Source organism: Salmonella enterica subsp. diarizonae (assembly GCF_008692785.1).
GTDB classification, from domain to species: Bacteria; Pseudomonadota; Gammaproteobacteria; order Enterobacterales; family Enterobacteriaceae; genus Salmonella; species Salmonella diarizonae.
In genome coordinates, this window is record NZ_VXJV01000002.1 from 194,824 (window position 1) to 214,259 (window position 19,436).

The 19,436-nt window shown below is 51.9% G+C and carries 23 protein-coding genes; 10 read left to right on the plus strand and 13 right to left on the minus strand.

What is annotated here, in order from left to right:
* The first annotated feature begins 203 nt into the window (after positions 1–203).
* Positions 204–551, plus strand: a complete 348-nt coding sequence (gene grxD / locus F4V72_RS04930) for a monothiol glutaredoxin 4 (protein ID WP_000108176.1) — start codon at positions 204–206, stop codon at positions 549–551.
* 77 nt (positions 552–628) lie between these two features.
* Here the strand turns inward: grxD and rnt are convergent, their stop codons facing one another.
* The 4 genes from rnt to F4V72_RS04955 form a co-directional block, all read right to left on the minus strand.
* A complete protein-coding gene (rnt, locus tag F4V72_RS04940) occupies positions 629–1,276 on the minus strand; it encodes a ribonuclease T (RefSeq protein ID WP_001282270.1) in 648 nt (215 codons plus the stop codon).
* Between the two features lie 100 nt (positions 1,277–1,376).
* Complete coding sequence (gloA, locus tag F4V72_RS04945; RefSeq protein WP_001237787.1) at positions 1,377–1,784, minus strand: lactoylglutathione lyase; 408 nt, start codon at positions 1,782–1,784, stop codon at positions 1,377–1,379.
* A 68-nt stretch (positions 1,785–1,852) separates the two neighbouring features.
* Positions 1,853–2,950, minus strand: coding sequence for an alkene reductase (locus F4V72_RS04950; RefSeq protein WP_023248103.1), 1,098 nt, complete (start codon positions 2,948–2,950; stop codon positions 1,853–1,855).
* Positions 2,951–3,008: 58 nt separating this feature from the next.
* Positions 3,009–3,608 carry a TetR/AcrR family transcriptional regulator gene (locus tag F4V72_RS04955; protein ID WP_023248104.1) on the minus strand — a complete coding sequence of 200 codons (600 nt, stop codon included), beginning with the start codon at positions 3,606–3,608 and terminating at the stop codon, positions 3,009–3,011.
* 102 nt (positions 3,609–3,710) lie between these two features.
* Between F4V72_RS04955 and F4V72_RS04960 the strand changes: the two genes are divergently transcribed.
* From F4V72_RS04960 to sodC2, 3 genes are all read left to right on the plus strand, one after another.
* Positions 3,711–3,950: a DUF1289 domain-containing protein gene (locus tag F4V72_RS04960; protein WP_001663937.1), complete on the plus strand. Its 240-nt coding sequence runs from the start codon at positions 3,711–3,713 to the stop codon at positions 3,948–3,950.
* A 50-nt stretch (positions 3,951–4,000) separates the two neighbouring features.
* Positions 4,001–4,897, plus strand: coding sequence for an aldo/keto reductase (locus F4V72_RS04965; protein WP_023248105.1), 897 nt, complete (start codon positions 4,001–4,003; stop codon positions 4,895–4,897).
* A gap of 79 nt (positions 4,898–4,976) precedes the next feature.
* Positions 4,977–5,498, plus strand: a complete 522-nt coding sequence (gene sodC2, locus F4V72_RS04970) for a superoxide dismutase [Cu-Zn] SodC2 (RefSeq protein ID WP_000826818.1) — start codon at positions 4,977–4,979, stop codon at positions 5,496–5,498.
* Here the strand turns inward: sodC2 and F4V72_RS04975 are convergent.
* From F4V72_RS04975 to F4V72_RS04985, 3 genes are read right to left on the minus strand one after another with little or no spacing between them, the layout of a single operon-like run.
* Positions 5,474–7,513, minus strand: coding sequence for an FUSC family protein (locus tag F4V72_RS04975; RefSeq protein WP_023248106.1), 2,040 nt, complete (start codon positions 7,511–7,513; stop codon positions 5,474–5,476). The two genes, sodC2 and F4V72_RS04975, sit on opposite strands and share 25 nt — an antisense overlap.
* Positions 7,513–8,373, minus strand: a complete 861-nt coding sequence (locus tag F4V72_RS04980) for an efflux RND transporter periplasmic adaptor subunit (RefSeq protein WP_053529773.1) — start codon at positions 8,371–8,373, stop codon at positions 7,513–7,515. Before F4V72_RS04980 ends, F4V72_RS04975 begins: the two co-directional genes overlap by 1 nt.
* 2 nt (positions 8,374–8,375) lie before the next feature.
* Positions 8,376–8,612, minus strand: a complete 237-nt coding sequence (locus F4V72_RS04985) for a DUF1656 domain-containing protein (protein WP_023248108.1) — start codon at positions 8,610–8,612, stop codon at positions 8,376–8,378.
* A 194-nt stretch (positions 8,613–8,806) separates the two neighbouring features.
* Between F4V72_RS04985 and slyA the strand changes: the two genes are divergently transcribed.
* On the plus strand, positions 8,807–9,247 hold the full coding sequence (slyA, locus tag F4V72_RS04990) for a transcriptional regulator SlyA (protein WP_077918455.1): 441 nt from the start codon (positions 8,807–8,809) through the stop codon (positions 9,245–9,247).
* A 47-nt stretch (positions 9,248–9,294) separates the two neighbouring features.
* Here the strand turns inward: slyA and slyB are convergent, their stop codons facing one another.
* Positions 9,295–9,762, minus strand: coding sequence for an outer membrane lipoprotein SlyB (gene slyB / locus F4V72_RS04995; RefSeq protein WP_023248110.1), 468 nt, complete (start codon positions 9,760–9,762; stop codon positions 9,295–9,297).
* Between the two features lie 271 nt (positions 9,763–10,033).
* Here slyB and anmK point away from each other — a divergent pair, with 271 nt between their 5' ends.
* The 5 genes from anmK to pdxY all read left to right on the plus strand — a co-directional run bounded on the left by anmK (position 10,034) and on the right by pdxY (position 14,608).
* On the plus strand, positions 10,034–11,155 hold the full coding sequence (gene anmK / locus F4V72_RS05000; RefSeq protein WP_136058257.1) for an anhydro-N-acetylmuramic acid kinase: 1,122 nt from the start codon (positions 10,034–10,036) through the stop codon (positions 11,153–11,155).
* An 87-nt stretch (positions 11,156–11,242) separates the two neighbouring features.
* Entirely contained in the window at positions 11,243–11,572 is a 330-nt protein-coding gene (gene mliC, locus F4V72_RS05005; protein ID WP_023248112.1) for a C-type lysozyme inhibitor, read from the plus strand.
* 58 nt (positions 11,573–11,630) lie between these two features.
* Positions 11,631–12,287 carry a pyridoxamine 5'-phosphate oxidase gene (gene pdxH, locus F4V72_RS05010; protein ID WP_023248113.1) on the plus strand — a complete coding sequence of 219 codons (657 nt, stop codon included), beginning with the start codon at positions 11,631–11,633 and terminating at the stop codon, positions 12,285–12,287.
* Between the two features lie 126 nt (positions 12,288–12,413).
* The gene (gene tyrS / locus F4V72_RS05015; RefSeq protein WP_053529771.1) at positions 12,414–13,688 is read left to right on the plus strand and encodes a tyrosine--tRNA ligase; all 1,275 of its coding nucleotides are present in this window, start codon (positions 12,414–12,416) and stop codon (positions 13,686–13,688) included.
* 59 nt (positions 13,689–13,747) lie between these two features.
* On the plus strand, positions 13,748–14,608 hold the full coding sequence (gene pdxY, locus F4V72_RS05020) for a pyridoxal kinase PdxY (RefSeq protein ID WP_000789736.1): 861 nt from the start codon (positions 13,748–13,750) through the stop codon (positions 14,606–14,608).
* Between the two features lie 58 nt (positions 14,609–14,666).
* Here the strand turns inward: pdxY and gstA are convergent, their stop codons facing one another.
* The 5 genes from gstA to rsxG all read right to left on the minus strand — a co-directional run bounded on the left by gstA (position 14,667) and on the right by rsxG (position 19,433).
* The gene (gene gstA, locus F4V72_RS05025; protein ID WP_053529770.1) at positions 14,667–15,272 is read right to left on the minus strand and encodes a glutathione transferase GstA; all 606 of its coding nucleotides are present in this window, start codon (positions 15,270–15,272) and stop codon (positions 14,667–14,669) included.
* 104 nt (positions 15,273–15,376) lie between these two features.
* Positions 15,377–16,882 carry a dipeptide/tripeptide permease DtpA gene (dtpA, locus tag F4V72_RS05030; protein WP_000100918.1) on the minus strand — a complete coding sequence of 502 codons (1,506 nt, stop codon included), beginning with the start codon at positions 16,880–16,882 and terminating at the stop codon, positions 15,377–15,379.
* A 600-nt stretch (positions 16,883–17,482) separates the two neighbouring features.
* Complete coding sequence (nth, locus tag F4V72_RS05035; protein WP_001030318.1) at positions 17,483–18,118, minus strand: endonuclease III; 636 nt, start codon at positions 18,116–18,118, stop codon at positions 17,483–17,485.
* Complete coding sequence (locus F4V72_RS05040) at positions 18,118–18,810, minus strand: electron transport complex subunit E (protein WP_001289628.1); 693 nt, start codon at positions 18,808–18,810, stop codon at positions 18,118–18,120. Before F4V72_RS05040 ends, nth begins: the two co-directional genes overlap by 1 nt.
* A gap of 2 nt (positions 18,811–18,812) precedes the next feature.
* Complete coding sequence (gene rsxG, locus F4V72_RS05045; protein ID WP_023187185.1) at positions 18,813–19,433, minus strand: electron transport complex subunit RsxG; 621 nt, start codon at positions 19,431–19,433, stop codon at positions 18,813–18,815.
* Positions 19,434–19,436: the final 3 nt, after the last annotated feature.

The following is a 19,436-nucleotide window of genomic DNA, read 5'->3' on the forward strand; positions in this document are numbered from 1 at the left end:
AAAAAAAATAGCAATTAATGCTAAACACGAACGCGTTATCTACGAATCACTGCGTGGCAACCCGCTTAAAAGATATTTTGTATGCAACTTATTCCCGCAGACGGTAAAATAATAAGGCATGATGAAAATGTTATTTTCCGTTGCCAGCCTGACCCGTTACAATGACAGGCTTCGGTCGTAAAAGAAGTTAAGGAAGCGAGACAATGAGCACCACTATCGAAAAAATCCAGCGCCAGATCGCTGAAAACCCGATTCTCCTGTATATGAAAGGTTCACCAAAACTGCCAAGCTGTGGTTTCTCTGCGCAGGCCGTTCAGGCGCTTTCCGCCTGTGGGGAACGTTTTGCCTATGTTGATATCCTGCAAAACCCGGATATTCGCGCAGAATTACCGAAATACGCCAACTGGCCGACATTCCCACAACTGTGGGTGGATGGCGAGCTGGTCGGCGGGTGTGATATTGTGATTGAAATGTATCAGCGTGGCGAGTTGCAGCAGCTTATTAAAGAAACTGCCGCAAAATATAAAACTCAGGAGCCGGACGCAGAATAATCTGTGAAAGGGGAAAGCGACCTGTAAAGGTCGCTTTTTTACCGTCATAGTGAGCAAAAGCGGCGTCGTTAGCCACGTTATTTGTCTGTCGGCAAGGGTAACGGCCAGCCGCCCAGGCGCTTCCAGCGATTGACGATTTCACAAAACAGCACCGCTGTCCGCTCGGTATCATACAAAGCAGAGTGGGCCTTTTCGCCGTCAAACTCCATACCCGCCGCCAGGCACGCTTTTGACAACACCGTTTGTCCCAGCGCCAGTCCGCTCAATGCCGCGGTATCAAAGGTGACGAACGGATGAAACGGGTTACGTTTCAGCGAGGCGCGCTCTGCGGCGGCCATCATAAAACTGTGATCAAAAGTGGCGTTATGCGCGACCATAATGGCGCGGCTACAGCCACTTTCTTTGATACCTTTACGCACCATTTTGAAAATAGCATGTAGCGCCTCATATTCACTCACCGCGCCGCGTAGTGGGTTAGAGGGATCGATACCGTTAAACGCGAGCGCTTCCGGCTGTAAGTTGGCTCCAGCGAACGGCTCCACATGGAAATGCAGCGTCATGTCCGGCATCAGCCAGCCTTGTTCATCCATTTTCAGCGTGATGGCGGCGATTTCGAGCAGCGCATCGGTTTTAGCGTTAAACCCTGCAGTTTCAACGTCGATGACGACAGGATAAAAACCACGAAAACGGTCGCACAGACCGGAAAGTTGAGCGTTATCGGACATCTGAGTCTCTTAATACGAAAAAATGCAGCGCGCATTATGGCAAATTTTACGCCGGGATGCAGTAAAACAACGGGCACAGTGACCTGCGCCCGACGGGGAATCAGTTACCCAGACCGCGGCCTGCGTCTTTAGCTTCAATCAATTCGATTTTATAGCCATCCGGATCTTCAACGAAGGCGATGATGGTTGAACCGCCTTTCACCGGCCCTGCTTCACGGGTCACGTTGCCGCCGTTCTGACGAATACGTTCACAGGCTTCAGCGGCATTGTCAACGCTCAGCGCGATGTGCCCATACGCATTGCCCATGTCGTAGCTCTCAACGCCCCAGTTATAGGTAAGTTCGATGACCGCTTCTTCCGTTTCCGGACCATATCCCACAAAGGCCAGCGAGTATTTGTATTCCGGATTCTCACTGGTACGCAGCAGTTTCATGCCCAGAACGTTAGTGTAAAAAGCGATGGAACGCTGCAAGTCGCCGACGCGCAGCATAGTATGCAATAAACGCATTTTCGTTGTCCTTAAAATAGTCAAGATATTCAAAGTATAGCGGCGATGTGAGGCCGCTATCAATGGAATTACAGAGTAGGGTAGTCAGTGTAGCCTTCCGCGCCGCCGCCATAAAAACTTTCGGGACGCTGTGGATTGAGTTTCGCGTTACGTTGCAGACGCGCCACCAGATCCGGGTTAGCGATGTAATCGCGACCAAACGCCACGGCGTCAATTAGCCCTTTTTCGATCAGCGTTTCCGCTTTTTCTGGCGTATAGGCGCCAGCGCCGATGATGGGACCGGGGAAACACGCGCGGATTTTTTTACGGAATGCTTCGCTATAAGGCGTGCCGCCCGCCCAGTCTGGTTCAGACATATGCAGATAAGCAATGCCGCGTTTGCCTAACGCTTCAATAAGATAGAGGGCATCGGCTTCTTCATTTGGGCCGTTATCGACATTCTGGAAAGTGCCGACAGGAGAAAGGCGGATGCCGATACGATCCGCGCCCCATTCCTCAATGCCGGCATCAACCACTTCCAGCACCAGACGGGCGCGATTCTCTACGCTGCCGCCGTACTGATCGGTACGGTGATTAGAAGAAGGTGAGAGGAACTGATGTAGCAGATAACCGTGCGCGGAGTGCAGCTCCACCAGATCGAAGCCTGCTTCTCGGGCATTGGCGATAGCCTGGCGGAAGTCGTTGACGATCCCCTGGATCTCGTGAGTATCCAGCGCGCGCGGTGTGGAAGTTTCTACGCGGATTGCCTGACCGTTTTCATCACGCAAAGAGGTGCGGGTTCCCGCATTGATAGCGGATGGCGCGACAGGCGCTTGTCCGCCTGGTTGCAGGCTGGCGTGTGAAATACGGCCTGTATGCCACAGTTGTACCGCAATATGACCGCCCTGAGCATGCACTCCCTGAGTGATTTTTTTCCAGGCAGCGATCTGCTCATCGCGGTGTAATCCCGGCGCGCCGGCGTAACCTTTCGCCTGTGCGGAGATTTGCGTGGCTTCGCTGATGATCAATCCGGCGCTGGCGCGTTGACGGTAATATTCCGCCATTAACGGCGTAGGAATATCGCCCGGTTCAATACTCCGCAAACGCGTCAAAGGCGCCATAAATACCCGGTTTGTCGCCGTGATGGCGCCCACCTTGAGGGGGGTAAACAGTTTTGCTGATGACATAGTGGCTCCTGGTATAAGTAGACCGGTCGTCTTGTAATAAAGGAAATGAAAACGCCTGTTACTGCTCAGGCGTTGTAATGATGGTCTTAACATGCGCCAACGCATTTTCCAGCGGCGCGGCGCTACGGGATATTTTGGCCTGTAAATTGGCGCCCAACCACAGGGCGTAAAGCACCTGCGCCTGTGGCAACGGCTGGCCGGTGAAATGTAAACAGTGGCTATTGCGACCGTTTTCCAGCGCGCGCGCGAGCAGTGCAATGATCTCCTGCGCCCCTTTATCCATAGTAGAGCGCATATCCTCCGACAGATCGCAGACTTCCGCTGACAGTTTCACCGTCAGGCAGCCGCTGATGGTGCCTTGCTGGCAAAACTGATTCAACGTTTCCTGATACCAGGTGAGAAGACGATCGCGATGATTACCGGGACCGGAGGTAAAGTGCGCCGTAAGACGCTGATGATAGCAGGCGTAATGTCGCTCCAGCATGGCGACGCCGAAGGCTTCTTTCGAGCGAAAGTAGTGATAAAACGATCCTTTAGGCACCTGAGCGGTTTTGAGTAACTCGCTAAGACCCATGCCGGTAAAACCCCGTTGCATACATAGTTGCTCACCGGTGGCCAGCAGATGTTCGCGAGTATCGTATTCGGTTTGCTTATTCATGACAGGCAGTATAGTAGACCAGTCGGTCTACAGCAAGCAGAGTTGCCATAATGCCAGTTAGCGTCTTCAATAGTCATAAGCGTCAAACGTTGAGGAGGGGATGTGGCCGAGCAGTTGGAGTTTTTTCCTGTAGCAAGCCCATGTCGCGGTATCTGCCAGTCTGATGAGCGTGGCTTTTGTCGGGGATGTATGCGCAGTCGCGACGAACGCTTTAACTGGCAAAAAATGAGCGATGCCGAGAAACAAAATGTACTGCGGCTTTGTCGCCAGCGTTTCTTGCGTAAAATACGCGCAAACAAGCCCCTCCCAGCGGAAGATCCTCAACAACCCTCACTCTTTTAAACGCGGAATTGCGTATACTCAACCTCATTATTCTCTATGAGGAATCTGTTATGGTTCAGCGTGTCACCATCGCTCCACAAGGCCCGGAGTTTTCGCGTTTTGTTATGGGTTACTGGCGTTTGATGGACTGGAATATGTCCGCGCGTCAGTTAGTGAGTTTTATCGAAGAACATCTGGATTTGGGCGTCACTACCGTTGACCATGCGGATATTTATGGTGGTTATCAGTGCGAAGCAGCGTTTGGTGAGGCGTTAACGTTGGCGCCGTATTTGCGGGAAAGACTGCAAATCGTTACCAAATGCGGTATTGCGACCACCGCCAGAGCGGAAAATAAACTCGGTCATTATATTACCGATCGCCACCATATTATTCTGAGCGCAGAACAATCATTAAAAAATCTGGCGACAGATTATCTGGATATGTTGCTAATCCACCGTCCCGATCCGTTAATGGATGCGGATGACGTGGCCGAGGCGTTTCAACATCTGCACCAAAGCGGCAAAGTACGCCATTTTGGCGTCTCTAATTTTACGCCAGCGCAATTTACGTTGCTGCAATCGCGCCTGCCTTTTACCCTGGCGACCAACCAGGTGGAGATCTCGCCAGTTCACCAGCCTTTGTTGCTGGACGGCACATTAGATCAATTACAGCAACTGCGTATTCGTCCGATGGCCTGGTCATGTCTTGGCGGCGGTCGGCTGTTTAATGATGAGACTTATCAGCCATTACGACAGGAGCTTTCCGTTATCGCGCAAGAACTCAACGCCAGTTCTATTGAACAGGTGGTCTATGCCTGGATTTTACGTTTGCCGTCGCAGCCGCTGCCGATTATTGGCTCGGGTAAAATCGAACGCGTACGCGCTGCGGTAGAAGCGGAAACGCTGTCATTGTCGCGTCAACAGTGGTTCCGAATCCGCAAGGCGGCATTGGGCTATGACGTGCCGTAATCGCCAACTCGTTGACTTTCCGTTCATGTTTCCGCCAGTGGTTTACACTTAACAGGCTACCACTTGTAACGGAGGTTTTATGAAGCGATTAAGTTTAGCAATGGTGACGCTGCTGGCCTGTGCGGGTGCGCAGGCCGCAAGCGAGAAAGTAGAGATGAATCTGGTGACGGCGCAAGGCGTAGGACAGTCTATCGGCACCGTGGTCATCGATGAAACCGAAGGCGGCTTAAAATTTACCCCGCACCTTAAAGCGTTACCGCCTGGCGAGCATGGTTTTCACATTCATGCCAAAGGTAGCTGCCAGCCCGCGATTAAAGATGGCAAAGCGGTTGCGGCAGAAGCCGCTGGTGGTCATCTGGACCCACAAAATACCGGCAAGCATGAAGGACCGGAGGGCCAGGGACATCTGGGCGATCTCCCGGTGTTAGTCGTTAATAATGATGGTATCGCTACCGAACCGGTTACTGCGCCGCGTCTGAAGTCTCTTGATGAAGTGAAAGATAAAGCGCTAATGATCCATGTGGGCGGCGATAATATGTCCGATCAACCGAAACCGCTTGGCGGCGGCGGGACGCGTTACGCCTGCGGCGTCATTAAATAACCCGGAGACAGCGTTCCCTGCGCTGACGCCTGCTCCAGCTGTGACAGCGAACAGTGTAAACGCCAGATAATCGCCGCCAGCTCATGCGCTGCGGGTTGATGATGATGCGCGAGCGTGTCACAGATACGCTGTAATTCCTGTAGCGTGGCGGCAAGCGGACGTTGTTGCACGCCGCGCTCGCTCATCACATCGCGCAGCAGGGAGATACAAATATCCCGCACCCGGGAAAGCGGATCGGAACGCGACTCCCAGGCGCGTAGCTGCCACACCACATGCGAGCAGTTCAGCAATACCACTCCCCAACGTAATAACCACCGGCGCGCCAGCGCATCCTGGCTGTTACTGAGCTGACTGACGTGATGATAGGTTAGCGATTCAAACTCGCTTTCGCTATGGGAAGGGTGACGGCTAAGCTGATCGACGAAATCCCGGCGTAGCGCGCGGATATGGCGGCGACTTTTTACGGCATCGGAACCGGGACGCAAAATCGCAAACGCCAGCCAGGAAATCGCGACGCCGACGATCTTAGCGGTATTATCGTTAAGGAAGTCAGCGAAATCGTACACTGGCGGATTGGTCACGGCGATGAACGAGCCCATAAAGACAATAAGCTGCCCCCACAGTCCCGCCAGCTTAGGCATCTGCAGTTTAAGCAGTTGCATCGTGACGAACAGCGGAAAAAGGAAAAGTAAGAATTGCCACAGATCGGTGATTTGCACCATCAGGCCAAATTTCACCACGAAACTGAATAAGGACAGCAGCACTAAAGTTCGCATCAATAAGGAGAGCGACTTAAACGGCGTGGCGACGATGGAGTAGAGGACGCAACTGATCGCCGCCAGTGTTAATGCGCCGGACCCTGATTCCCATTGTGCGCCAATACTCCAGGCGCCAATAACCGTGAGCGTACAAAAGGTACGCACACCGCTCCAGATGGCCTCTGCGTTATCCGTATGCCGCGCAAGGCCAGGAGTGCGGCGGATGTTGATTTTATCCACCGGCGCACCGTTTTCGATTAGATATAACTGGCGGCTGCTGCGCAGGTATAACTGGCAAAAATAGCGTAATCGCTGCCAGAACGCGAGGCGACGATAATCCTGTTCATCCTGCGGGCGTAGCGGCGCAATAATCCGCGCCACGGTGTAGCTGTCCGCGCGCGGTTTCGCCAGCGCAGCTAAGAGTTGTTCAATGACTTCGCGGCTGTTTTCCGGCGGCGTCGGCCAGTTTAAAAGCATTCTACGCAGACTGGAGATCACGCTGGTTAGCCGTAATTGCTGATGTAACAATGAATTGAGCAACGCATTCTGGCGGCGAAAACGGTAATGACTCCAGAAAGCCTGAATACGCAACAGGTTCATGGTCAGGATTTGCCCAATGACGCCCTCATGCGCTGAGCGGATGGCGTCGGTGGTATCCGGCTGCCAAAGTAGACTGGCATGTTCCAGCAAGCGCGCATGCATGTTTTTCAACGCGGTGAGCAGGGCGGTGCCATCCGACGTGCTGGGCAGAATCATCATCATCATGCCGCCGCAGAGGATGCCGACGATAACTTCACATACGCGCGCCTGGGCGATATCCCACAACTGCGTGATTTCTACAATATTGACCATCGGGAACGCGATGATCGCCGCCGTGTAGCCGGACAACTGGAAAGCATAAGCGGCATTATTGGTAAAATGCGCGCAGGCCCAGGTACAAAAACCGATCCAGGCGGCCATGCTAAACAAGAACAACCAGGGTTCATTTAGCGTATGGCCGGCAATAATCAACGCAGCGGTCGCGCCGAGTAAACTCCCGGCAATACGCCCCAGACTTTTACTGATTACGCCGCCTACGGTCGGAAAGCTCACCACTGCGGCCGAAGTCATCGCCCAGTAGGGCTCATCCAGATTGAGATAATAAGCGAATGTCAGCGCGAGACACATGGCAATAGTATTACGCAACGCGTAACGCCACTGGCCGGAGGTTGCTTTAACCCAGGGCGTATTTCGCAGTGCCGGCAGGGAGAGTTTCATTACCGGTGTCCAATCGCCACGCTACAGGTAGTGCCGGAGACCAGCGTGATATCCTGCGGCAAAGCGTCAAATTCGATACGCACCGGAACGCGTTGCGCCAGACGTACCCACGGCACGTTGGGTTTGATATCTGGTACTAAACCGGAATCGCTCTCCACGCTTTGGTCGTAAATAGCGCGCCCGATACTGCCAACGTGACCCTGTAACTTAATATTGCCACTATACAGCGTTATTAATGCTGGCTCCCCTTCGTGAATATGGCGTAGTTTGGTTTCTTCGAAATATCCCATTACATAAAATGAATGGCTATCTACCAATGCGAAAAGCGGCTTACCGGTACTGGCATAATCACCGGTACGCGTGGAAAGGTTGGTCACCCAGCCGGATACCGGCGCTTTTACTTCTGTCTGGCTAAGCTGCCACTGCGCCTGTTTTAACGTTGCCAGTGCGACATCTACGCTGGCTTGCATCGCTTTAACATTCAGATTGGCGCTATCCAGATCTTCAGCAGAAATGTAGTTACGCGATAAATGTCGACGTCGCTCGGCTTCATTATTCGCTTTTGCCAGATCGGAGTGCGCTTTGGCCAACTGCGCCTGCGCGTTAAGTTCCGCAATATGGAAGGGCGTTTTATCAATGACAAAAAGAATGTCCCCCGCGTTGACGAACTGATTATCTTTGACATTGAGTTGGGTAATGCTGCCAGAGACCTGCGGCGTTACGCTGACCTGTTCCGCGCGGATTTTACCATCGCGCGTCCACGGCGACTGCATATAGTAATTCCATAACCACCACGCGGCCAGAACGGCGATGACGGCGACAATGAGAGTAGAAAAATATTTTATTGTTTTTAATGACATATTTACCACGCGATCAGTAAAACGAGGCCCAGACACACGCAAAGCGTAAAGAGGGAGAGATCCATTAACAGGGGATGCCAGATTTCACCAGAGTATATCCATTCACGCAGGAGTCGGTGAATAAACAACCAGATAACGAATCCAAGCGCGAAGGCTTTAAAGAACGGCGGAAAGTAAACAGATGCTCCCAACATGAGATCTTGTAAGGGCAATCCTGTGGCGTTGAGTATACACTTCACAAGCAATGTTCCTTTGCGTCAGACGACGATGCTTTAGTTTTAGCCAAAACCGAAGCTATAGGTGCCGATTGCGCACTATGTCTGAAAAAATGTCTATTGGTAAGCAAATTTAGCAATACATTTGTTTTGAGAATGCAAATACTGCACACTATTCTAAAATCAGTATAATAACTTAGCAAGCTAATTATAAGGAGATGAAATTGGAATCGCCACTAGGTTCTGATCTGGCACGGTTGGTGCGCATTTGGCGTGCTCTGATTGACCATCGCCTCAAGCCTCTGGAATTGACGCAGACACATTGGGTCACGCTGCACAATATTCATCAATTGCCGCCTGACCAGTCGCAGATTCAATTGGCTAAAGCGATAGGCATTGAGCAGCCATCGCTGGTACGCACGTTGGATCAACTTGAAGATAAGGGGCTAATTTCGCGGCAAACCTGCGCCAGCGATCGTCGCGCTAAGCGCATTAAACTGACTGAGAAAGCGGAGCCGCTGATCACCGAGATGGAAGCGGTCATTCATAAAACGCGCGGTGAAATTTTGGACGGGATTTCTTCAGAGGAGATTGAGCTTCTGATTAAACTTATCGCCAAACTTGAACACAACATTATGGAATTGCACTCTCACGATTGAGGCGCAGAGGCATACGTGTGGTCATGTGACCACACGTAAAGCCTGTTTTAGCGTGGAGAGACAGTAACCTGGCTGCCGTTGCTGGCCAGCACGACACGCTGACCTGCCGCGAAACGCGTATTTCCTTGTTTCTGCACAACCATAATGGTGTTGCCATCGTCTTTACGAATTTCCAGTTCCACACCCTGGGTTTTATTCATTGCGCCCTGGACGCCCTGGCCCGCTACGCCGCCAGCCACCGCGCCTGCCGCGGTCGCCAGTGAACGACCAGTACCGCCGCCGATAGTGTTGCCGAGGAATCCGCCCAACACCGCGCCGCCGATAGCGCCAATCACGTTAGAATCATCACCGCCCTGAATTTGAACCGGACGAACGTTAACGATAGTACCGTACGTTACATTCTGAACTTGTTTAGCCTCGGATGCGGTATACACATCGCCCGAAAGGCTATCATTGTTAACACATCCAGCTAAGGATAACCCCATCAGTGAAACGGCCAGTACACGTTTAATCATTTACCAATCTCCTGTTCTTCACGAAACGCTATTTCAGCATCCCTATAGCTAAATTATATGGCATTTATGCAGTTAAGGTCATATCTTCTGCTGAAAGAATGTAAAAATCATAATCAGAAGTTCATTAACTAACCTTAAACGAAGTGGGAAGCAAGAAAAGATAGGTTATTGATATCCGTGGACGGCACGGCAAAAAACGTGACGCAGGCATAGCATGTCAAAATACGTTATGCCGAGTGTTAAGGCTTAACCCAGCTTAAAAGGAAGAGGTATGAAATCGGGCCGTTTTATTGGCGTTATGTCCGGAACCAGCCTTGATGGCGTTGATGTTGTACTGGCGGCAATTGATGAAACAATGGTTGCGCAACAGGCAAGTCTCACCTGGCCTATTCCCGTTCATCTGAAAAAAGGCATTCTTGATATTTGTCAGGGGCAGCCGCTTACGCTCTCGCAACTCGGTCAGCTTGATACCCAGTTAGGCCGGCTTTTTGCACAGGCGGTTAATGCGCTGTTAGCGCAACAACGTTTGCAGCCGCGGGATATCGTCGCCATTGGTTGTCATGGGCAAACGGTCTGGCATGAACCGAGCGGAGATGCCCCGCATACTCTGCAAATTGGCGATAATAATCATATCGTCGCCCATACGGGGATTACGGTGGTCGGCGATTTTCGGCGGCGGGATATTGCGCTGGGCGGACAAGGCGCGCCGCTGGTGCCCGCTTTTCATCACGCGCTGTTGGGACATCCGACGGAAAAACGGATGGTCCTGAATATCGGCGGTATCGCCAATTTATCTCTGCTTTTCCCCGGGCAGGCGGTGCGCGGATACGATACGGGGCCGGGCAATATGTTGATGGATGCGTGGATTTGGCGGCAATGTGCGCAGCCCTACGACAAAGACGCGGCATGGGCGAAAGAAGGTCAGGTTATTCTTCCATTGCTGCAAAAGATGTTGAGCGATCCGTACTTTGCTGCGTCGGCGCCCAAAAGTACAGGACGTGAGTACTTCAACTATGGCTGGTTAGAGCGTCACCTTATGGCTTTCCCCGGCGCAGGCGTGCGCGATGTACAGGCCACGCTGGCTGAGCTGACGGCGGTCTCTATCGCCCAACAGGTGCTGCTCAACGGCGGCTGCGAGCGGCTGATGGTCTGTGGCGGCGGAAGCCGGAATCCGTTAGTGATGGCTCGTCTGGCAGCGCTGTTGCCGGGTATCGAGGTTTCGACCACCGATAAGGCGGGGATCAGTGGCGATGATATGGAGGCGTTGGCCTTTGCATGGCTTGCATGGCGAACCCTTGCGGGCCTGCCGGGAAATTTACCTTCCGTGACGGGCGCTACAGAAGCCAGTGTTTTAGGCGCTGTTTACCCTGCTAACCCAAGAACTCAGAGTTAACTGAATTTTTCCCGGACGATATATCGGTAAACTAGGAAGGTCAGGAAGGGGCGTTTGCCCCTCCAGAAGCAGGAGAGCTTTCGGGATATACCTATGAAAAAGATAGTAATAATGTGTTTACCTGTGCTTCTGACCGGCTGTAGCGTTTATCAACAATTTGTTGAACGTATGCAAACGGATACACTGGAATACCAGTGTGATGAGAAGCCGCTTACCGTTAAAGTCAATAACCCGCGTGAAGAAGTCAGTTTTGTTTATGACAATAAGCTGCTGGCCCTGAAGCAAGGAATCTCGGCCTCGGGCGCGCGTTATACCGACGGGATTTATGTTTTCTGGTCGCAAGGTGAGCGCGCCACAGTCTATAAACGAGACAGAATTGTGCTAAATAACTGTCAGTTACAAAATCCGAAGCGTTGAGATTTTCATTACGGGGGCGCACAATAGCGCCACCCACTGATTATTTCTGATCAACGCCATGTCTGATAACGACCAATTGCAGCAGATCGCGCATCTGCGCCGTGAATACACGAAAGGCGGCTTGCGTCGCCGCGATTTACCCGCTGAACCGTTAATCTTGTTTGAGCGCTGGCTTGGGCAGGCGTGCGACGCCCGGCTGGCCGATCCGACGGCAATGGTTGTAGCGACCGTAGATGACAAGGGGCAACCGTACCAGCGTATTGTGTTGCTCAAGCATTATGACGAAAAAGGCCTGGTCTTTTATACCAACCTGGGAAGCCGCAAGGCGCATCAAATTGAGCACAATCCGCGTATCAGTCTGTTATTTCCCTGGCATATGCTTGAACGCCAGGTGATGGTGACAGGCAAAGCCGAGCGTCTCTCCACACTTGAGGTGGTGAGGTATTTCCACAGCCGTCCGCGTGATAGCCAGATCGGCGCATGGGTCTCTAAACAATCCAGCCGCATTTCCGCGCGCGGTATCCTTGAAAGCAAATTCCTGGAGCTCAAGCAGAAGTTTCAACAGGGCGAAGTTCCGTTGCCCAGCTTCTGGGGCGGTTTTCGCGTGAGTATCGAACAGATGGAGTTCTGGCAGGGCGGCGAACATCGTCTGCACGATCGCTTTTTATACCAACGCGACGACGGCGCGTGGAAAATCGACCGTCTTGCGCCCTAAAGATGCAAAATTCTTGTTTTAAGCACTGGTGCGGATGAATCCGCCGTTTTATGCTATGTCTCTTTCGCGTCTGGCGAAAAGTCGTGTACCGGCAAAGGTGCAGTCGTTTTATACATGGAGATTTTGATGGCAAGCAGTAACTTGATTAAACAATTGCAAGAGCGGGGGCTGGTAGCCCAGGTGACGGACGAAGACGCGTTGGCAGAGCGACTGGCGCAAGGCCCGATCGCGCTCTATTGCGGCTTCGATCCTACCGCTGACAGCTTGCATTTGGGGCATCTGGTTCCATTGTTATGCCTGAAACGCTTCCAGCAGGCAGGGCATAAACCTGTTGCGCTGGTAGGCGGAGCGACCGGTCTGATTGGCGACCCGAGCTTTAAAGCCGCCGAGCGTAAACTGAACACTGAAGAGACCGTTCAGGAGTGGGTGGCGAAAATTCGTAAACAGGTTGCCCCATTCCTGGACTTTGATTGCGGCGAAAACTCCGCCATCGCGGCCAATAACTATGACTGGTTCGGCAGCATGAATGTGCTGACTTTCCTGCGCGATATCGGTAAACATTTTTCCGTTAATCAGATGATCAACAAAGAAGCGGTGAAGCAGCGTCTGAACCGTGACGATCAGGGTATCTCTTTCACGGAGTTCTCTTATAACCTGCTACAGGGGTACGACTTCGCTTGTCTGAATAAACTGCACGGCGTTGCCTTACAGATTGGCGGTTCTGACCAGTGGGGGAACATCACTTCCGGTATCGACCTGACCCGTCGTCTTCACCAGAATCAGGTATTTGGTTTGACCGTTCCGCTGATCACCAAAGCTGACGGCACGAAATTTGGTAAAACCGAAGGCGGCGCTGTCTGGCTGGACCCGAAGAAAACCAGTCCGTACAAATTCTACCAGTTCTGGATTAATACCGCGGATGCCGATGTTTATCGTTTCCTGAAATTCTTCACTTTTATGGACATTGAAGAGATCAATGCCCTGGAAGAAGAAGATAAAAACAGCGGTAAAGCGCCGCGCGCTCAGTATGTGCTGGCCGAGCAGGTGACGCGTCTGGTTCACGGCGAAGAGGGGCTGGTTGCGGCAAAACGTATTACTGAAAGCCTCTTTAACGGCAACCTGGGCGAACTGAGCGAAGCGGATTTTGAGCAACTCGCTCAGGACGGCGTGCCGATGATCGAACTGGAAAAAGGCACCGATCTGATGCAGGCGCTGGTAGACGCCGAACTCCAGCCGTCGCGTGGTCAGGCGCGTAAGACTATCGCCTCCAACGCAGTCACTATCAATAGTGAAAAACAATCCGATCCTGAATACATCTTTAACGATGAGGACCGTCTGTTTGGCCGCTATACCTTATTGCGTCGCGGCAAAAAGAACTATTGTCTGATTTGCTGGAAATAAGGCATTAAGTAACAGGGAGTGAGAAATCACTCCCTTATTTTTGATGTTCAGGTAAAAAAATGAAGAATATCCTCGCTATCCAGTCCCATGTTGTTTTCGGACATGCGGGCAACAGCGCTGCCGAATTTCCCATGCGTCGTCTTGGCGCGAATGTTTGGCCGCTGAATACCGTTCAGTTTTCTAACCACACGCAATATGGTAAATGGACCGGCTGTGTCATGCCGCCCAGCCATCTGACTGAGATTGTCCAGGGGATTGCGGACATTGGCCAGTTAGCGCACTGCGACGCCGTACTTAGCGGTTACCTGGGATCTGCCGAGCAGGGAGAACACATTCTCGGTATTGTGCGCCAGGTTAAAGCGGCAAATCCGCAGGCAAAATATTTCTGCGATCCTGTGATGGGGCATCCGGAAAAGGGCTGTATCGTGGCGCCCGGCGTCGCAGAGTTCCATGTGCGTTATGCGCTACCCGCCAGCGATATTATCGCGCCTAACCTGATTGAACTGGAAATTCTCAGCAAACATAGCGTTAATAATGTGAATGACGCCGTGCAGGCGGCGCGTGAACTGATTGCTCAGGGGCCAGAGATTGTACTGGTAAAACATCTCGCCCGTGCCGGTTACAGTTCAGAACGCTTTGAAATGCTGCTGGTGACAGCGCAGGAAGCCTGGCATATTAGCCGTCCGCTGGTGGATTTCGGCTCACGTCAGCCGGTTGGCGTTGGCGATGTCACCAGTGGTTTATTGCTGGTCAAACTTTTGCAGGGCGCGACGTTGCAGCAGGCGCTGGAGCACGTTACGGCGGCAGTATATGAGATTATGATCGCCACCAAAACGATGCAGGAGTACGAACTGCAGGTCGTGGCGGCCCAGGATCGGATCGCTAATCCTGAACATTACTTCAGCGCAACGCGGCTCTAATTATTGCTGCTGAAAAGATGCCGGATGGCGGTACTGCGAGCTATCCGGCAACATGACATTAATTCAGTCCTTCCGCTTTAAGCGCTGCCGCAATGGTCGGTCTTTCCGCGACACGCTGCATATAACTTTCAATATGCGTTAACCCGTCCATATTCAGTTTTACGCCATATGCCCAACGCAATACGGTAAACAGATAAGCGTCTGCGATGGTAAAACGCTGGCCGCAAATCCACTGGTCGTCTGAAAGCGACTCATCAACATACTGAAATTTCTTTTCCAGACCGGCGCGAACGGCGGGTTTAAGCATTTCCGGCGTGTCAGGGCGGAATAGCGGGGTAAAACCTTTATGCAGTTCCGTTGCAATATAGTTGAGCCATTCCAGCGTATGATAGCGAGCAAGGCTACTTACAGGCGCCAGAAGCTGTCGGTCGGGGACGCTGTCGGCGAGGTACTGCATAATGGCGACGCCTTCAGTCAACAGCGTGCCGTCATCCAGAAGCAGAGCCGGAACCTGTCCTTTAGGGTTTACTGCCAGGTAATCATCACCGTTTTCCAGGCGTTTTTTTGCGAGATCGACGCCATCAAGCGTAAAGTCTTTGCCAATTTCGCGCAGGATAATGTGGGAAGCAAGAGAGCAGGCACCCGGTTTGTAGAACAGTTTCATCGGTAACTCCTTTTTGCTGAGGTTTAAAGTATGGTAGTGCGGGGACGGGCAAAAAAAAAGCCGCTAACGCACAGTTAGCGGCCTGAATGTTGTTTCCCGGAAAATTAAACTGTAGCGGCTTTAGAGCCTTTCTCAGCGGTATCATCGTCCTGGGTCATACGGTTCAGCTTAGGCGCTGTCAGCAGCATCAGGACGGCGATAACTGCGGTTGCTACGCCAATCTGCATAAATACGCGACCATAGACTTCCAGGGACATCAGTGGGTCAGTCACGTCACTCGGCACGGCCATCAGGTTGGCGACATAACCGCCGATGATGTTAGCGCCTGCCGTTGTCAGGAACCAACTACCCATGATGAAGCCCATAAGACGCTGCGGAACCAACTGTGCGACCATCGCCAGTCCCAGACCGGAGATCATCAGCTCACCGATACTTTGCAGACCATAGCTCACGATCAGCCAGTTTACGGATACGATGCCAGCATCGTTCGCAAATTTGGCGCCCAGCGGCAGAATCAGGAATGCGCCGGAACACAGCACCATACCAATGGCGAATTTCATCGGCATCGGCAGCGTATCGCCCATCCTGTTATAGATAGCGGCCAGAATCGGGCTGCCGATAATGATCCAGAACGGGTTCAGAGCCTGATACTGTTCCGGTTCGAAAGCGATACCGAGAATAGAGTGCTCGACGTTACGAATGGCAAAGAAGTTCAGCGATGTCGGCATTTGGCTATACAGTACAAAGAAGATAATCGCCTGCAGCATCAAAATAAAGGCGACGATCATTTTACGGCGAGCCGCGCCGTGCATAGAAAACGCTTCTTTACCGAAGATAATGACGATGCCAAGAGCGATTACGCCCAGCACCATACGCGCGATATCCTGGTTGTGCAGCAGCCAGGTGGCAACCGCAATCAGCACGACAATGCCCACGATCGTCAGCAGCAGGTTACGGAAGTTGATCGGTTCAAAGTCGGGTTTGGAACCGTAGCTTTTCACCCAGCGCTGGCAGAAAGCAAAGTTAACGACGGTTATCAGCATACCGACGACGCTAAGCGCAAACGCGGTGCTCCAGCCATAACGCGCCGCCAGCCACGGCGTCGCGAGCATAGAGAAGAAGGAGCCGATGTTGACGGACATATAATACATCGTAAAAGCGCCGTCGAGACGTGGATCGTCTTTCGCATAACAGGTAGACAACAGGGAAGACGGGTTAGCTTTAAACAGACCGTTACCCACAGCGATAGCCGCCATGCCCATATAGACGACGCCAGCGTCATGGCCAGACCATGCGACCAGCGCATAACCGATAGCCAGCACCACGGCACCCAGCATAATAACGCGTTTGGTACCCAGAACTTTATCACCTAACCAACCGCCAATCGCGACCAGGCCGTACACCAGTGCACTGAAGGAAGAGAAAAGGGTGATGGAATCCGCTTCTGACATACCCAGTTGTTTTACCAGGTAGACGGCCATAATGCCTTGCAGGCCGTAATAACCAAAACGCTCCCATAACTCTATCGAGAAGATGAGATAGAACGCCTTCGGTTGTTTGAAAGCGTTCAAACTGACGCTTTCAGTTGGTTTATTGTTTGCAGTAGACACTTTTACCTCTTTTTTACGCCCCGTATTAACAGGGATTGTCTGGCGCGTGATGAGTCAGACTCATCCGTCCGATTGTTATATTGGAGGGGAAACGGCAGGTAATGTTCACTATCTTTCCTCTCCAGACAAGACCTTTGTAATAATCTGTTACATATAACTCCTCTGGTTGAATCGTCCGGCGTCAGAAATGTTATCCAGAGTTAAATTTTTTCATTTGAAGAATGGCAGATTATTACACTGCGAAAAGGCCATAATTTTGGGTGAAAGGCGATATCTTCTGCTATTTAAGGTAAAAGGCAGTGATATAGGCCATTATCTGAAAAAATGGCAGAGTAATGTTTTGTAGTGAAAACGGGGCGTCAGTCTATCCGGTTGTAAATGTAACCTTAGATGTCACTAAATTTCACATGAAGTTATCAAAGTGATCCTGATCACGGATAGATAGAAATTTTTGCGATTAAAAAATGATTAACCTGACGTGGGGGGAAAACGAAAGCACATTACATCAGAAAAAGGACAGAGACTGGAATGATTAATGGCTAAAATAGATCCAGGCAGAAGGTGGGAGTGCGCTGGCGTGACGGACGCACTCCGACAATATCAAATATCGACTTTTTCTTTGTATTCGCAAAGATCTTCAATGAGGCAGGAGCCGCAGCGGGGTTTTCGGGCGATACAGGTATAGCGTCCATGCAAAATTAACCAGTGATGACAGTCCACTTTGAACTCATTCGGCACCACTTTCAGTAGCTTCTCTTCTACCTGCTCGACATTTTTACCCGGCGCGAACTGCGTTCGGTTACATACACGAAATATATGCGTATCAACAGCGATGGTTGGCCAGCCGAAGGCGGTATTCAGCACCACGTTAGCCGTTTTACGTCCCACGCCGGGAAGCGCTTCCAGCGCCGCCCGATCCTCCGGCACTTCGCCATTATGCTTGTCCAGTAAAATACGGCAGGTCTTAATCACGTTTTCCGCTTTACTGTTAAATAAGCCGATGGTTTTGATATAGGATTTCACGCCCTCTACGCCCAGTTCCAGCATCGCGGCTGGCGTATTGGCAACCGGGTAAAGTTTGGCGGTAGCCTTGTTCACGCTGACGTCAGTTGCCTGGGCGGAAAGCAACACGGCAATCAGCAACTCAAACGGCGACGTGAAATTGAGTTCTGTTGTGGGGTGCGGATTGTTGTCGCGCAGGCGCGTCAGAATTTCCAGCCTTTTTGCTTTGTTCATCAGACTTTCCCTGTTTCACCTGCCGGAACAGCGGAAGGCGCGGTTTCGGCGCGGCGTTTCTTCATTTTTTCATCAATAAGATATTTTACCGCCAGCATGAGTCCCAGGCCGATAAACGCGCCTGGCGGTAGCATCGCCAGCAGGAAAGGCGAGTCGGTGTGAAATATCTCGACCCGTAATACTTTTGCCCAGCCTCCCAGCAGGCTATCCGCGCCATCGAAAAGCGTGCCATTCCCGAGGATCTCGCGCAGCGAGCCCAGCACGAACATCGCGCCTGTCGCGCCCATGCCGATGGAAAAACCGTCCAACGCGGAAAGCCACGGTCCTTTTTTCGCGGCAAACGCTTCGGCGCGACCGACAACAATGCAGTTCGTTACAATCAGCGGAATAAAAATCCCTAAAGACTGATACAAACCGAATGCATAGGCATTGATCAGCATCTGTACGGCGCTTACCACCGAGGCAATGATCATAACGTAAATCGGGATACGGATTTCTGCCGGCGTCCAGCGACGTAGTGCGGAAACCGTCAGGTTGGTCAGCGTTAATACCAGCGTCGTGGCCAGACCCAGCCCCAGAGCATTGGTTGCCGTAGACGTCACCGCCAGTAATGGGCACAGGCCAAGTAGCTGCACCAGAGCGGAGTTATTTTTCCATAACCCCTGAACAACAATATCTTTTATTTCGCTCATGGTTATTCTCCACAGGCGGTTAAATGGGGGAGCTGAGCGGGCAGTGATTCGGCGTACAGCCCGGCGCGTTTAACTGCATTCACCACGGCGCGCGGCGTTATTGTCGCCCCGGTAAATTGATCAAAATCACCGCCATCTTTTTTCACCGCCCAGTGCGTATCATTTTCACCGCTGATGGTTTTACCGCTAAAGTGGGTAATCCAGTCAGACAAACGGCGCTCAATTTTATCACCCAATCCTGGCGTCTCATGATGTTCCGTCACGCGCGTCCCCAGGATGGTACCATTGAAATCTGCGCCGACGATAAGCTGGATAGCGCCGGAATAGCCATCTGGCGCGGTGGCCTCAATGATGGCCGCTACGGGTTTATCATCCTTGCGAGCGATAAAAACACGGTGTATGCCTTTGCCGAGAGCGGGCGCATCAACCAGATAACAACTCTCTTGCAGATTATTATTGTAACGATCTGGCGGCAATACCTGATCGAACAAGGCATGCTGTTGTTGCAGCGCTTGTTCGTGAATGGTTGATTTGGTCATCTGATTAATCACCGCGGTCAATCCCGTAGAGCCTGCGGCAAAAAGCGCCAGCGTAATACCGTGTTTACGAATCGTTTTCAGCATGGT